The 15,638-nt window shown below is 55.9% G+C and carries 6 protein-coding genes; 4 read left to right on the forward strand and 2 right to left on the reverse strand.

Features of this window, described 5'->3' with window-relative positions; translation table 11 throughout:
• The first annotated feature begins 254 nt into the window (after nt 1-254).
• Nucleotides 255-8,396 (forward strand): beta strand repeat-containing protein, encoded by an 8,142-nt coding sequence (locus AC5DDB_RS27710; protein ID WP_491743020.1) that lies wholly within the window; start codon nt 255-257, stop codon nt 8,394-8,396.
• Between the two features lie 156 nt (nt 8,397-8,552).
• Nucleotides 8,553-10,028, forward strand: a complete 1,476-nt coding sequence (locus AC5DDB_RS27715; RefSeq protein WP_491743021.1) for a hypothetical protein — start codon at nt 8,553-8,555, stop codon at nt 10,026-10,028.
• Between the two features lie 2 nt (nt 10,029-10,030).
• Here the strand turns inward: AC5DDB_RS27715 and solA are convergent, their stop codons facing one another.
• Both solA and AC5DDB_RS27725 read right to left on the reverse strand, forming a co-directional pair.
• Nucleotides 10,031-11,167 carry an N-methyl-L-tryptophan oxidase gene (gene solA / locus AC5DDB_RS27720; RefSeq protein WP_491743022.1) on the reverse strand — a complete coding sequence of 379 codons (1,137 nt, stop codon included), beginning with the start codon at nt 11,165-11,167 and terminating at the stop codon, nt 10,031-10,033.
• Nucleotides 11,167-13,095 (reverse strand): ABC-F family ATP-binding cassette domain-containing protein, encoded by a 1,929-nt coding sequence (locus tag AC5DDB_RS27725; RefSeq protein ID WP_491743023.1) that lies wholly within the window; start codon nt 13,093-13,095, stop codon nt 11,167-11,169. Before AC5DDB_RS27725 ends, solA begins: the two co-directional genes overlap by 1 nt.
• Nucleotides 13,096-13,411: 316 nt before the next feature.
• Here AC5DDB_RS27725 and AC5DDB_RS27730 point away from each other — a divergent pair, with 316 nt between their 5' ends.
• Both AC5DDB_RS27730 and AC5DDB_RS27735 read left to right on the forward strand, forming a co-directional pair.
• Nucleotides 13,412-14,263 carry a menaquinone biosynthesis family protein gene (locus AC5DDB_RS27730; protein ID WP_491743024.1) on the forward strand — a complete coding sequence of 284 codons (852 nt, stop codon included), beginning with the start codon at nt 13,412-13,414 and terminating at the stop codon, nt 14,261-14,263.
• Nucleotides 14,264-14,499: 236 nt separating this feature from the next.
• Entirely contained in the window at nt 14,500-15,612 is a 1,113-nt protein-coding gene (locus AC5DDB_RS27735; protein ID WP_491743025.1) for a hypothetical protein, read from the forward strand.
• Nucleotides 15,613-15,638 lie beyond the last annotated feature (26 nt).

Consider the following 15,638-nt stretch of genomic DNA (forward strand, 5'->3'; position numbering starts at 1 on the left):
CACAAGTCATAAGGATTCTGCTTGCAAAGAGTATTCGCGTCCGTATATGGTAGAACGCTCTCTCTTTATCGCTAGCTTATCTATTTTCTCAATGAGTTGAGAAAACTTCACACCAGGTTCTACTTCTGCACACAGGTGGCTTCGTGTATTTGCGTCATTGGCTTGAGCAGCTCGCCCAAACTCGCTTTCGTCGCGTGAACCGTCCTCGTCAAAATTCACGCCGTTCGTTTGGCGATCGCTCGAACCTGGGACGGATGCCTCAAACGGTAGAAGTCTTCGAAGACCGCATTTTGCTGGCCGCCATCATGGGCGGCCCGGAAGCGGAATTCAGTATCTTCGGTGGCGGTTCGGAAATCGAACATGGCGATCCGCTGGACCTCAGCCACGTGCTTTATCCCATTGACGGCGGTTCTTCGTTCACGTCGCTCGTCACGGTCGGTGAAGCGGAAAGTAACAACTCTCCCGCTACCGCAACTCCGGTTCCCGGTTTCGGCACGGGACCAGGGGACGACCCATCGGCACGCTTGACCGGTTCGCAAGGGGGCATCGGATTTTCTACCGGATCGATTTCAAGCGACCCCGGCGATACCATCGCGACCGCCTTTAACACCGGAGTGACCAACGGACAAGCCGTCATCTTTAGCGGCGGGGTGATCGGAGACGGAACTTTCGCTGCCCAAGGTGATTTCGACTTCTTCCGCGTCGATGCGGTTGCTGGTCAAGAAATCATCGCGGAAGTCGATACCGACTCCGTAGGAGCAGGTCTCGATTCGATCTTAGGTATCTACGATGCCTCCGGTAATCTCCTGCACCATAATGACGATGGGAGCGTGTTCCTCGTTAATGCTAGCAGCGGCATTGACTCGTCATTGCGGTTTGTTGCTCCCACTGACGGTGCTTATTACTTGGCTGTTGGCGGTTTTTTCGGCAGTGCGACACCGTTCGACCTGCCTAATGACGCCAACACCGGCGGCACCGGTCCGGGGAGTGGGTCAACTGGGAACTATTCCCTGTTGGTCGGGTTGGCAGCCGGCGATCAAGACTTCTTCAGCGTGGAACTCGAGGCCGGAGATATTCTTCAGGCCGGATTTGCGTCCGGGTTTGCTCATACCTCCATCCGGGCTCCTGACGGTTCGGAGATGATTGGCTCGTTCTTCAATCTCTCGAGCGTGTTCCCGACGGTCTCTCCACTCTCGACCAACACCAACGCTGCAGTTATCGCCCCAACGACCGGGACATACACGATCGGGCTGACCTATGGCTCTGGTTCCTATGCTCTCGATCTCGACGTCTATCGCCCGGTGCTCGAAAACAATTTCACGGGCACCAAGCAAATTCTCTACATCGATTTCGATGGCGCCGTCGTCGACACTCGTGTGTTCGGCGGTTCGAATCCCGCTGCAAGCCTTTCGCCACTGTCGAGTTTCCTGCCGAATTGGGGTTTGAACTCCAGCGATGAAGATGCCGTTATCGACGCGATTTTGGACACCATCATCGAGAACGTCCAAACCGACATTGGCATCTTCGGCAATAACGGCGACTTTGACACGACAAACACGCCCGGTGATTTCGGGATCGAAATTCTCAATAGCCGTGATCATGCGGACGTCTTCGGACAACCGAACGTCAGCCGAATCGTGATCGGCGGGACAATTGCAGAATCGGGCATTAGCACAATCGGTATCGCTCAATCGCTCGATATCGGAAACTTCGACACCGCGGAAGATTCCCTGGTCCTGCTCGATTTGCTCAGCGCCGCATCGTCAAATCCGAACTCGCTGAATCAATATGGGATCAATGCAGGACGTTCGATTATTGAATTGATCGGCGTCGGAGTCGGAAATATCGCTGCCCATGAAGCCGGGCATTATTTTGGCAATTTCCACACCGATCAGTTTTACAGTGGTGCGGGGTTGATGGACCAAGGCGGCAACTTGGATAACTCCATCGGCATCGGAGCCGACCGCATCTTCGGTACTGCAGACGACGAAGATGTCGATTTCACTCGCGAACACTTCGTACAATCCGAAGGGCTTACCGGTTTCGAGGACACGCTTAACACCATCGCCTTCGGTTTGGCGACAGGCACGATCGTCACGACCTTGGACGGAACCGCCGGCGACGATGTGTTCAATGTCTTTGTCGAGAACACCGACCTAGTGATCACCGACGGTTCATCCACCGAGATTTACCGCGAAGCGTTTAACGATGTCGTCGAGCTGACGATCAACGGTGGTGACGGCGACGATGTTGTGAATGTCGATTACGACGCCATCGGCATGGCAGGTTTGACGATCAACTTCAACGGCGAAGGCCAAGCAACCGCGACCGGAGATACGCTCAATATCTCGGGTGATGCCGTCACAAACGCCGTTTTCGACTTCGACAATAGCAGCGACGGCGGACTTTCACTCGACGCCTTTGACATCAGTTACACCGGACTCGAACCGGTGACAATGACGAACTCGGCGACGAACGTCACTCTGAATTACAGTGACGCCGATGAAACGATTACCGTGACCGATGCCGGCGGGAGCAGCACAACGGTCGCATCCACTGCGGGGGAAACCTTAACCGTCGCCAACCCGACGAGCACATTTACGATCAATGCCGGAACCGGAACCGACAGCATCGACCTCGACGGTTTGGAAAACGGCTTCGGTGCCAGTTTCACGATCGACGGCGAAGGCGGAAATGATGCCGTCCGCGTCAACGACACCGTGACGTTGGCGACCAATGAAGACTTCACGGTCATCGCCGGCACACTCTCGTTGGCCAACGCCACTTCTGACGTGACGGTCTCTGGCACCGGTGTCATTTCGCTGACAGTCGCGACGAAGATGGAATTCCTGAACGGAGCCAGTCTCACAGCGGAAGACGGCGACATTCAACTGGTCGCGAACATTACCGGCGCAGCGGGCGGTCTCGGTGATGGGGTGGGAGTGATCAATTCGACGATTTCCACGTCCGGCAGCGGGAATATCGATATCGACGCTCGCGGACCGAATTCCGGTGGTGGCGGAGCAGCCGTCAATATGTTGGAAGGGGCCGTGTTGAGAACGAGCGGCACCGGGAACATCGACATCAACGGTATCGGCGGCAGTGGAGTGCTCGGACGGGGCATCGACATGAGCCGGGATTCGATGATCGACGCTGCGGGCACTGGTCAAATCATTCTGGTCGGCCAAGCCACTTCGTTTGTCGCAAACACCGGCATTTTGCTAGCCGACTCCGCGACGGTCACCGCGAATACCGGCGACATCACAATCACCGGTGTCGGCACGAGCGGAACCAGTGACATCACACTCAACGACGGAACATCCATTTCGACCGGTGGCAATATCTCTGTCACCGCAAATACGAACGGACTGACAACCCGAAACATGATCGCTGCTGCACTTCCTCATCTCAGCGGCACGAATGTCGAGATCAATGGTCTCGTCACAGTCGGGAACCCCGCGAACGATTTTCGGGTGACCGGAGATCTCGCCTTCGATGCTGGCGATACGCTTCGATTCGATATCCGTGGTGGAACTGCCGGCCAAACCTACGACCGCATCTCGGTCACTGGTTCGGTCGACTTGGGTTCTTCGATTTTTGAGATCGATCAACTTTCCAGTTTCGAGCCTGCTGACCAAGCCGTGTTCACGTTGATCAACAACGACCTGGCCGACCCGATCGTTGGAACCTTCGCCGGCTTGGCAGAGGGGGCTTTCGTTGGTGGCAACGATACGATCTTCCGGATTAGTTACGTGGGCGGCGATGGCAACGACGTCACGCTGACCGCATTTCCGAACATCACGATCAACGAACCGATTGTCGTTACGACTCTCGACGATGAACGCGACGGAAACTATTCCTTAGACGACCTGTCGCTTCGTGAAGCGATCGAATTGGCGAACGCGTTCGATGACGTCAATACCATCAACATCCACCCGGGGCTGACCGCCGGCGGTGCGGTCGAAATCAATCTGGAAGCGCAAACCGGTGTGCCGCGTGAGTTGGTTATCACGCAAGACGTCGTCATCAACGGCCCCGGAGCCGACTTATTGACGATCGACGGCCAAGACGCATCGCGACATTTCCGAATTGAAGGAGCAACCGCCACGATTTCCGGGATGAGCTTAATTTCGGGACGCGATCAAGAGGGCGGGTCGATCCTAAATACCAATGGTGATCTAACCTTGGACGGTCTCTATTTGGCGACCAATACTTCGACTGGCACTGCTGGTGGTGGTGCGATTTGGAGTAGTGGACCTCTCACGATTTTGAACAGTACATTTTTCCAGAATTCCACGCTCGTCAATCACGGCGGAGCTATTCGAATCCGCAACGACATGACGGTGATCAACTCGACTTTCTCAGAGAACAGTGCCGAGGGTGTCGCGGGCGCCATCCTGGTCGAAAGCGGTGACAGTGTCATCGTCAATAGCACGTTTTTTGGCAACCGGTCTGACAGCGACGGAAGTAGCAGTGGAAGTGTCGGCGGAGCCATTTTCACGATCGGTATCAGCGGTACCGATACGACTCTCATCAACTCGATTGTGGTCGGGAATCTTTTTGGTTCTGTCGGCAACGATGTCCCCAGCGAATTGGGCGGCAAGAATCTGACCGACGCGAGCACAAACAACGTTTTCGGCGACGCAGCCTCTACGCGGATCAGCGGGACCAACACGAATCCCAATACAGTCGGTGAACTCGCTGCCGACGTCATTGATATTAACTTGTCCGACAATGGCGGCCCAATCCCCACGCACTTACTTATTCTGAACAGTGCTGCCATTGACTCCGGCGACTCCACGCTGGCGACCGACGATGGAACTATTGCGGGAACGGTTTTGACCACCGATGGGCGTGGGCCAGGATTTAGCCGCGTGGTCGGTACCAGCGTCGATGCGGGTGCCGTCGAACTGCAAACACTCGCATCGCTTTCGATCGCTGCTGACGCCCCTAGCATTGTCGAAGGCGACAGCGGAACCACGAGTTACACATTCACCGTCACCAGGTCCGATCTCACCGCAGGAGTCAGCACCGTCGACTATTCCGTATCGGGAGTGGCCGACGCGGACGATTTCGACGGCGGCGTGCTTCCGTCAGGCACGGTTACATTCGGCAATGGCGAAACCACCCAGACTATTACCATTCTCGTAACAGGTGACACCGCACTCGAAGGCAACGAGACATTTGATGTCATCTTGTCTAACCCGTCGGCCGGTTCGACGATTGTCACGGGCACCGCAACTGGAACGATCGAAAACGACGACTCCGCCACACTGACAATCGCTCCCCTCAATGCGAATCGTGGCGAGCGAGACGGCGGCATCACAAGTTTCTCGTTCACCGTCACATTGGATTCTGATATCGCAGGCGGATTCGACGTTTCCTACAGCACCCAAGACGACACCGCCACCGTCGCCGATCAAGATTACATCGCCCGCAGTGGTTCGTTGTCGTTTACCGGAACTGCGAACGAAGCTCGCACGATCAGCGTGTTGGTCCGTGGCGATACGAATGTCGAAACCGACGAAGTCTTTCAGGTTCTCTTGCAGACCGTTAGCAATTTGACGAATGGGCTCGATGCATCAGATTTTGAGTTTGCGAATGGTGGAGTTGCGGACGGCACGATCATCAATGACGACTCCGCAACGCTGACTTTCGCAGCGGTCTCCGCGACACAAACCGAAGGTGATTCCGGCACGACCGACTTCACATTCACTGCGACACTCGACCAAGCTGTGAACGGTGGTTTCACGATCGATTACACCACCGACGATGGATCTGCCACCACAGCCGACGGCGATTATATCGACAACGACGGTCAGTTGACGTTCGCTGGTACCGTCGGTGAAGTGCAAACCATTACCGTGCAGGTGAACGGCGACTTGGGTGTCGAAGCCGACGAAATGTTCGAAGTTGCCCTCGGGATGATTAGCGGTTTCAGCGGCGGTATTCCGGCTAACAGTGTTGTCGTTGTCGATGGCACGCAAACGGGCACCATCCTCAACGACGACACCGCAAGTCTCACGATCGATGACGTTACGCAAAACGAAGACGACGGACCGATGACGTTCACCGTGTCGCTCGATCGTGCTGTCGATCAAGACGTCGAAGTTCGTTATGCGACATTCTTCGGCACCGCCGATACGAACGACTTCACTACCATCAACGACAGCGTCACGATTGCAGCGGGCGATACGTTCGCGACTTTCGACGTTGACATCACTGCCGACACAATCGTGGAACTCGATCAAACTTTCGAGGTGCGACTTTCCAACTTGAACGCCGCCGGCCGAGACGTGATTATCGGTGATGGCACCGGTGTGGGCACGATCGTCAACGATGATGCCGCCACGATTTCCATCGACGATGTTTCCGCAAACGAAGATGACGGCACGATCACATTCACCGTCTCTTTGGACCAACTAGCCGATGCGAACGTGTCCGTCGATTTTGCGACGGCAACCGACACTGCCGACTCAACCGACTTGCCGTCACAAAGTGGAACCGTAGTCATCTCGGCAGGAACATTGTCGACCACGGTGACTCTCGACATGACTTCCGATCAACTCGTCGAATTGGACGAGCAGTTCTTTGTCGACTTGTCCAATGCTCAGTCCAACGGTCGCGCAGTGACGATTGCCGACTCCCAGGGCATCGGCACGATTCTCAACGACGACACTGCGAACCTGACAATCGGGGACGCAGTACTGAGCGAGAGCGGTTCCGGCCTGCTTGAATTTACGGTGTCGCTCGACCGTATTGCCGACGCAGACATTACGATCGATTTCGCAACCCAAACCGATTCAGCGAGCGAGGCCGATTTCACCGCGACTTCTGGAACGGTCACGATCGCAGCCGGCGAGACATCGGCGACGATTGCGGTTGAAATTCTTGACGATGGCGTTGTCGAATTGGACGAACAATTCTTCGTACAACTTTCCAATGCTCAGGCGTCGGGTCGGTCGCTCGTGTTGGCCGACAACCGCGGCATCGGTACGATCGCCAATGACGACACCGCAAGCGTATCGATTAACGATGTCTCCATCTTCGAACGAACGGCCGGCGTTCAAGAACTCGTTTTCACGGTCACCCTGGACGGTGACGTCGACAGTCCTCTCACAGTGAACTTCGCCACCAGCGACAAGTTCGCCGAAGTGTTGGACGGTGACTACCAAGCCAATTCAGGCATCCTTGAGTTCACAGGTGTCGCCGGGGAAACCCAGACGATCACTGTCGAAATCAACGGCGACCAAAAATTCGAAATCGATGAAGCCTTCGTATTGAACCTTCTGGGAATCAACGCCGGCGGACGTAATGTCACGATTTCCGACGCCCAGGGTGAAGGCACGATTCTCAACGACGATTTGCGATCGAACCTGGCGGTCTTCCGTTCGAGTCCGATTCCGGCAACGTCGATCAACGGCAACGATTTCTCGGAATTCTTCAGCGGAAACTTCGACGGTGTTCCGGCATCCCTTGATTCCGCCGACGACCTGTTCTTCTGGAACCCGACCACCGGAGCGAACCGCTTAATTTTCGGAAACGGCAACGTGCAGGACAATCCGTTCCCGGTGGCGGCTTTGAACGGGAACGACTACACCGATGTTTTGATCGGTGACTTCGACGAAGACGGCAGCCACGACCTGTTCTTCTGGAACCCGGCCACTGGGCGAAACCGTCTGTTACACACCACGGTTGCCACCAACAGTTTGGGAGCCGGTTTCGAAACGGATATCATCCCCCCAGCGGCGATCAACGGGAACGACTTCACCACAGCCGTAGTCGGCGACTTTGATGGCGGCGGTCCGGCGGATGTGTTCTTCTGGAATCCCGTCACCGGTCGAAACCGGTTGGCCCACTTCGCGACCGAAACGGTCGGAAGCGACACCGGCTTAAACGCCATCGAAACGAACGTGGTCGATGCGACGCTGATCAATTCCGATTTCGAGTCGATGCATGTCGGTCAATTTGTCGAAGGCGGGTTGGATGAGATCTTCTTCGTCAATCTGACCACTGGCAAGAACCGCCGTATTTCCTTTGCAGTCGGCACCCCGGGTGAAGCCACCACTTTCGACGGATTCTTCGATGCACCGGGTACGCAGGCGGCCTTCAACGGAGGCGTCTATGACAATCTTGTTGTTGCAGATTTGAACGGCGACGGACTGGACGACATCTTCCTTTGGAATCCGGAAACCGGTGAGAACCGAACTGCCGTGACCGATATCCGACAAGATGCCCCGCCAGTCATTGTCGACAACGTCTACCGCCCACGTGCAGTCAACAACGATTTTGAACGTGTGATTCGACTGGTCGACGATGTCTTCAGTGAGGCCGGAGCCGACGATTTGTTCTTCTGGAATCCAACAACCGGTGCAAACCGACTTGGTGGCATCTGACGAATGACGCATACGAGTCGCCCTCCGATCACCCCACGTGATCGGAGGGCTTCGTTTGTGACTGGTCGAACATCTTGAACGAGGATTCGCACGAAATTTGTCCGAATTCGGGAGGCGGCTTTCACAGTGACGCCCCAATCGGATAACATGTTGTTGATGCGTTTTTGGTTACGCCAGCTTGTGTTCTCCGGGTTGGCTGAGTCTCGCGAACAACAGTGGAAGTTTCGTATGCGGAATCGTCTTGATCGTCGCACATTCCTGGGCACAGCGTCGGCGGCGTTATCGGCCGGGTGGTTGGGGTCGCAAACTCATCTGGCCGCTGAGTCGGCAGTGAAATCGCCAAACCTTCATTTGGCTCCATTTCGTTTCGATGTCACGCCACCAATGGGGCACTCGCTGTGCGGCGGTTGGATCAAACCGGTGGTTGCCGTCGATGACCCGCTGGAAGCGATCGGATTCGTTCTGCTCGGGGCCGGCAAGCCGATCGTGGTGTGTATCGTCGATTGGACCGGTCTGCTTAACGAAGCTCATGTCGCGTGGCGAGCCGCACTTGCGGAAGCTGCGGGAACCACGCCGGACCGCGTGACGGTACACTGTGTCCATCAGCACAATGCTCCATTTGCATGTCTGGAGTCCGAACGCATTGTGCTGGCCCAAGGCGATTTGCCGCACATTGTGGAGTTAGACTTTTTCCGTCGCTGCCTGGACTCCGGTCAGAAGGCAATCACCGAGGCTCTTCAGAAGCCTCGCAAGGTGACGCACATTGCCCATGGGGAAGCGAAAGTCGAGAAGGTCGCTGGGAACCGTCGCATTCTAGGTCCGAATGGAACGGTCGTCTCGCAACGTGGAAGTGCGTCGAAAGTTCCCGAGCATTGGAAACTGCCGGAAGGTTTGATCGATCCCAATCTGAAGACCGTCGCGTTTTACGATGGTGCCGAGAAAATCGCGGCTTGCCACTATTATGCGTGTCACCCCATGAGTTACTACGGCGACGGCCGCGTGAGTGCGGACTTCTGCGGCTTGGCTCGCAAGCGTCGTCAAAAGGACGAGCCGAACTGCACGCATCTCTATTTCAACGGGTGCGGCGGGAACATCGGCGCGGGCAAATATAATGACGGTTCGAAGGAGATGCGACCTGTCCTCACGCAGCGAATCTATGACGGTATGGTGGCGTCGGAAGCGGCGTTGAAACCAGAGCCGATCGAATCGTTGGAGTGGGTCACCGAAGACATTCTGCCACCCCCTGATCCGCGTTTCGATGAAGCTGCGATCATGAAGCAGATCGAGGATTCGTCACAACGAGTTGTTAGCCGGAATCGTCCGTCATACACGGTCGCATGGATTCGTCGGTATCAAAAACAGATTCCGATCACGCTTTCCGGTTTGCACATCAATGACATTTCGATGCTGCATTTGCCTTCGGAAAGTTTCATCGAATACCAGTTGCGAGCCCAGAAGTTCGCTCCTAACCGTTTCGTCGCGTGTGCCGCCTACGGTGACGGCGGACCGTGGTACATCCCCACCGCCGAGGCCTATCCACAGGGGGGCTATGCCGTCAGTGTCGCGTGGTGTGATCCCAAAATCGACGCGATTCTCACCGGTGGTATCGAAACGCTGCTGGCAAAAGCATGAGATTACGCGTGGAATCGCTGCGTGCTGAGGAAGTCAATCGGCAACTCGGTTTTGCCGTCGATCGCCATGTCCGCGAGGGCGGCACCGAGAACGCTGGTGAACTTGAAACCGTGTCCCGACAACCCAGCTGCGAAGACCACACGTTCGTGGTCCGGGTGGCGATCGACGAGAAACTGTCCGTCTGGCGACATCGTATAGAGACAGACGGCGTGACGCGTCGGGAGTGCATCCAACCCCGGCAGGGTCTCACGGACGAACTTGACCATCGGTTTCACGTCGGCCGGTCGCAGTTCGCGATCGACCGACAGGGGATCGGCGACAGGTTCTCCGCCGGTGTGTTGCGTCATCCGGAGCGTTTGCCCATCGAAGCACGGCGGACCGAAAAAGGCACCATCGGGGCGTTCAAAGTAGAAAACGGGTGTCCCAGCCATTTCGTCGTATTCGGACGTCCGCACCGCGAACCAAAGCATGACTTTTCGCAGCACGTTGAGGGGGACATCAACCGCTTTTAACCATTCGCTCGCCCAGGCACCAGCGGTGATGATCAGCGAACCGGCGTGATATTCCCCCGATGTTGCCGTCACTTTGACACCACCGTTCGAGTCGGCTTGCCAATCGGCAACGGTCTCACCCGTGCGAAGGGTCGCACCAAGTTGCTTAGCCAATTCGATGTGTGTCCGCACACACTTTTCGACTTCCAGATATCCTGCATTGGGTTCGAAGATGACTTCGCAATCGTCAGGAAATTGAAACCCGCGAAACCGTTTGCGGGCTTCCTCGAGCGAAAGTGATTCCAGTCCCACGCCGTATCGTTTCGCAGATAACTTCGCCCCCGGAATGGCTTCACCGTCGCCCGGTCCGCAGAGCATCAGACCGACGCGGTGAAACAACTCTGCCTCGGCTTCTTTCTCCAATTGGTCCCACAACCGGTAAGCATGTTTTAACAATGGGACGTAATTCGGATGTTCGAAATATGCCTGCCGGATGACTCGCGTCTCGCCATGAGAACTGCCTTGGTCGTGGGCGATCCCGAAGCGGTCAATGCCGAGCACCCGCAACCCGCGTTTTGCGAGTTGGTACAATGCCGCACTTCCTACCCCGCCCACGCCCAGGACGATCGCATCGTAAGTTGGAGCCATCAGTTTAATTCCACCGCTTCTTCCCAGTGTTCGTAGAGTTCTTCGAGCCGTTGGGTGGCTTCCTCGTAGGCTTCCATCGTTTCTTTCACGCGGTCGCCATCGCGGTGTGTTTCGGGATCGCTGAGTTCCGCTTGCAAACGTTCAATGAGTTCTTCGGTTTCAGCGATGTCGGTTTCCAGGTCCGAGACTTTCCGGTAAGCGAATTTGCGTTTTCGCTTCTTATTGGACGAAGATTTCTCGGACGGTGTCGACTCGGCCGCTTTTGGTTTTGCTTCGGGCGGGGGTTCTTTGGTCGCTTCGATTCGGGCGATTTCAGCCGCTCGGTTTTCACGGAAGGCGACGTAATCCGAGTAGTTGCCTTCGTGATACCGCCAGCCTTCGGGTTCCAGCACGATCACGCTTTCGGCCACCTGATTGACGAAGTAGCGGTCGTGACTGACGAACAGGATCGTGCCTTCGTAGGTCTTCAGGGTTTCTTCGAGTGACGAACGCGCCCACAAATCGAGGTGGTTGGTGGGTTCGTCGAGGATGAGCAAGTTTGCATCGAGAGCGGCAATCCGTGCGAGGGCGACTTTACTCTTTTCGCCTCCACTCATGCTACCAACGTCTTGTCGAGCCTGTTCACCGCGGATACCGAACCTAGCGAGAATGCCGCGAAGTTCGCCAGGTGTCATCTCCGGTTTGTTCGCGGGACGGGTCGCTTCGATGGCGGATTTCTTCGGGTCGACACTGCTGAGTTGCTGATCGTAATACGCGATCTGCACGTTCGCCCCAAACCGGACGGTACCGGTTTTTGCGGGATACTCGCCAATGAGTGTTCGCAGCAGGGTCGTTTTGCCGCTGCCGTTCGGGCCGAGAATTCCGACACGATTGCCCCGGAGAATTCGAATCGTGAAGTCTTTGAACAATGGCGGATTGTCGTCAAATCCCTGCGAAACATCCTCCGTGTCGATCACCCAATCGCCGGCTCGTGTTGGTTTCGGGAAGCCCATGGGGAGTTCGAAGAAATCGTCGATCGTCTCGACGGCTTCCAACCGTTCCAACTTCTTCTTCCGGTCAGCGGCCTGGGCGTGTTTTTGACCGTATTGATTGCGGCGGATGAAGTCTTCCTGACGGGCGACGTATTCTTGCTGTTTCTCGGCCGTTCGCTGAGCGACTTTCTGCCGTTCGCCGCGTTGCGTCCAATACGCGGAGAAGTTCCCCTTGTAGTCACTCAGTTTTCCGCCGTGCAGTTCGAGAATCCGGTTCGTCACGCGATCGAGGAAGAAACGGTCGTGGCTGACGAGAATCAACCCGCGATCCGTCGTGCGGGCCAACCACCCTTCCAACCATTCGGTGGCGGCGATATCGAGGTGGTTCGTCGGTTCGTCGAGTAACATCAACTCCGGTGCCCGCAACAGCAGCCGCGCCAACAACGCCCGGTTCTGTTGTCCACCGCTGAAACTCACCAAGGGGCGGTCGTACTCATCCGGCGAAAACCCGAGCCCGGTCAACACTTCCTCGACACGGTGCTCGATGTGGTAGGCATCGTGCTTTTCGAGTTCGTGCTGGAGTAAATCGTATCGTTTGTGCAGTCGATCCAGTTCGGCTCCAGATGCCGACCCCATTTTCTCGGCGATCTCAATGGATTCGGCTTGCAAATCGTAGAGGTGAGCCAGACCCGCGCGGGCTTCTTCGATCAAAGTCCGTCCCGGTTCGAAATGGGCTTCCTGTTCGAGTCTGGCCATCTCGACGGCAGGATGTTTCTCGATCGTGCCGGTGTCGGAATGATCGATGCCGCACAGTACGTTCAGTAAGGTTGATTTCCCGGTGCCGTTTGGACCGACCAGGCCGATGCGTTCGCCGGGACGCACGTCGAACGTCACGCCGGAAAAGACCGGATCGCGATCGAATTGCCGAGACAAATCACGCACTGTGAGCAAAATCATCGACGCGTCCTGCGATCCCAATCGATCGGGTGAGGTGCATGGCCACGCCCCCTCATTCCCGGAGTTTCCAAATCGACAAAGGTGCGTCGCAACGCACCCGACAAAGTTCAATTCGGTTCGAAAACCAAGTTTCCAGCCCCTAACGGTGGGCTATCGTATCGGATTGGCCTAGAATCCGACAAGCCGCCGCTGCGGCCGATGTGAGGGGTGAGGAGCCAGGCGTGATGTGTGTTGCATCCACGCCTGCCCCCTCACTCCTTACGCCCTCATACTTTTGCCGTTTGAGATTCGTTTTCCCGAGCCAGGCTGAGAAGAAATGACGACGACCGAAGCCAAAATCCAAATCCATGTAGGGCACAGCCCGGATCCTGACGATGCGTTCATGTTCCATGCGCTGGCGAATGACAAAATCGAGACCGGACGGTACGAGTTCACGCACACGCTGCAAGACATTGAAACCCTGAACCGACGAGCACTCAACGCCGAGTTGGAACTCACTGCGGTCAGCTTGCACGGTTATGCCTACCTGACAGACAAATACGCCCTGTGTGCGTGCGGTGCGAGTATGGGCGACAAGTACGGCCCGATGGTCGTCACTCGGGAGCCGATGGAGATCGAACAACTTCGCGGCAAAACGATCGCCGTCCCTGGAACGCTGACGACTGCGTTTCTGACGTTGAAACTCTTGCTTGGTGACGATTTCACAGCGGAAGTTCATCCGTTCGATGAGATTCTCAATCTCGTCGAGCAGGAAAAAGTCGACGCGGGTCTGATCATTCATGAAGGCCAGTTGACGTATGGCGATCAGGGGCTGCATTTGGTCGTGGACATGGGCCAATGGTGGTACGAACGCACCGGGTTGCCGCTGCCGTTGGGAGCCAATGCGATTCGCAAAGACCTCGGCCATGAAGCGATGGAAGAGGTGACGGCTCTGCTCAAGCAAAGCATTCAGTACGGTCTCGACAATCGACAAGAAGCCCTCGATTACGCGTTGCAATACGGTCGCGACTTGGACAATAGCAAAGCAGACAAGTTCGTCGGCATGTACGTCAACGATTGGACAATCGATTTCGGCGAACGCGGTCGTGAAGCCGTCGCCGAACTGCTTCGACAAGCTCACGAGGCGAAAGTCATTCCGAACCCGGTGGATCTCGAATTCATCGGATAGACACGACCGCCAATTTCGATCATGTCAACCGCCGACTAACCTCGGCGGTTTTTTGTTTGGTATCAGTCAGCGTACTTCCGAGTCAGTCAAGCGGTTCAAAACCTCGGCTCATGTCATGGGCGAAATCGTGGCATTCTTGTTTTTGAGAACCGTTCATGTGCATAATCACACCTGTGATGTCGTGGAGATCGTTACTCTACGAGGCAGTCTATTTCATGGACATGGGAGTATTGGACATGATGCGACGAAAGATTCATTGGCTGGCAAGTTTGGGACTATTCGGTGCGTTGCTATCCCCAGCCTTCGCGGCTAATCATGGATTGAAAACCGGGACCCCGGAAATTAAGTCCGCTGGTGCCTTGGCATTTGGGCCTGACGGCGTGCTATTTGTGGCCGATCCCAAGTCGGCAACGGTCTTCGCGATTGACACCGAAGACTCCAAAACGCCCGGTCGCGAAGTTGCCCCGGTCAATGTCGAGAACATCGATCAAAAAATCGCCGCCGCTCTCGGCACCAAAGCCGACAACGTGATGATCAACGACATGGCCGTCAATCCGGCGACCGGAAATGTGTTCCTGTCGGTCTCCCGCGGACGTGGACCGCAAGCGATGCCAGCGGTGTTGCGAGTGGGTGCTGATGGGAGAATCAGTGACGTCGCCTTGCAAGATGTTCGATTTTCGCAGGTGAAAATTCCGAATGCCCCGGAAGACAAAGTCGTCGGTGAAGGCCGACGTCGTAGCAATCCTCGTCAGGAATCGATCACCGATCTTGCCTTCCTCGATGGTCGGGTGATCATCGCTGGTCTGTCGAACGAAGAGTTTGCTTCGAACCTGCGTGCTGTGTATTTCCCGTTCGCCGAAGCGGACTCGGGCACCAGTGTGGAAATCTTCCACGGAGCCCACGGCAAATTCGAAACCCGCTCTCCCGTCCGGACGTTCGTGCCTTTTAGCATCGATGGCAAACCACACTTGCTCGCTGCTTACACCTGCACGCCGCTTGTGAAGTTCCCCTTGAGCGACTTGAAAGCCGGTCAAAAAGTGCGTGGCGAAACCGTCGCGGAACTGGGAAACCGTAACCGTCCGCTGGATATGTTCGTCTACGAGCAAAGTGGCGAAACTTACGTGCTGATGGCCAACAGTGCTCGTGGAGTCATGAAGATCAAAACCGCCGGTGTGGATGACATTGACGCCATCGAAGAGCGAATCAACGGCACAGCCGGGTTGTCATACGAGACCATCGAAGATTGGAAGGGCATCGTGCAACTCGATCGTCTTGGTGAATCCCATGCGGTTGTCATTCAAGAAACCGAAGACGGCAAAAAACATCTCAAATCGATGGAACTGCCGTAACAATCTAAACTAACGACTGGTGAGTC

The sequence above is a fragment of the Thalassoroseus sp. genome (assembly GCF_984380535.1).

Excerpts from the sequence above, each read along its gene's own strand:
- AC5DDB_RS27710 (WP_491743020.1), top strand. The coding sequence starts at position 255 with ATGCCTCAAACGGTAGAAGTCTTCGAAGACCGCATTTTGCTGGCCGCC.
- AC5DDB_RS27715 (WP_491743021.1), top strand. The coding sequence starts at position 8,553 with ATGCGTTTTTGGTTACGCCAGCTTGTGTTCTCCGGGTTGGCTGAGTCT.
- solA (WP_491743022.1), bottom strand. The coding sequence starts at position 11,167 with ATGGCTCCAACTTACGATGCGATCGTCCTGGGCGTGGGCGGGGTAGGA.
- AC5DDB_RS27725 (WP_491743023.1), bottom strand. The coding sequence starts at position 13,095 with ATGATTTTGCTCACAGTGCGTGATTTGTCTCGGCAATTCGATCGCGAT.
- AC5DDB_RS27730 (WP_491743024.1), top strand. The coding sequence starts at position 13,412 with ATGACGACGACCGAAGCCAAAATCCAAATCCATGTAGGGCACAGCCCG.
- AC5DDB_RS27735 (WP_491743025.1), top strand. The coding sequence starts at position 14,500 with ATGATGCGACGAAAGATTCATTGGCTGGCAAGTTTGGGACTATTCGGT.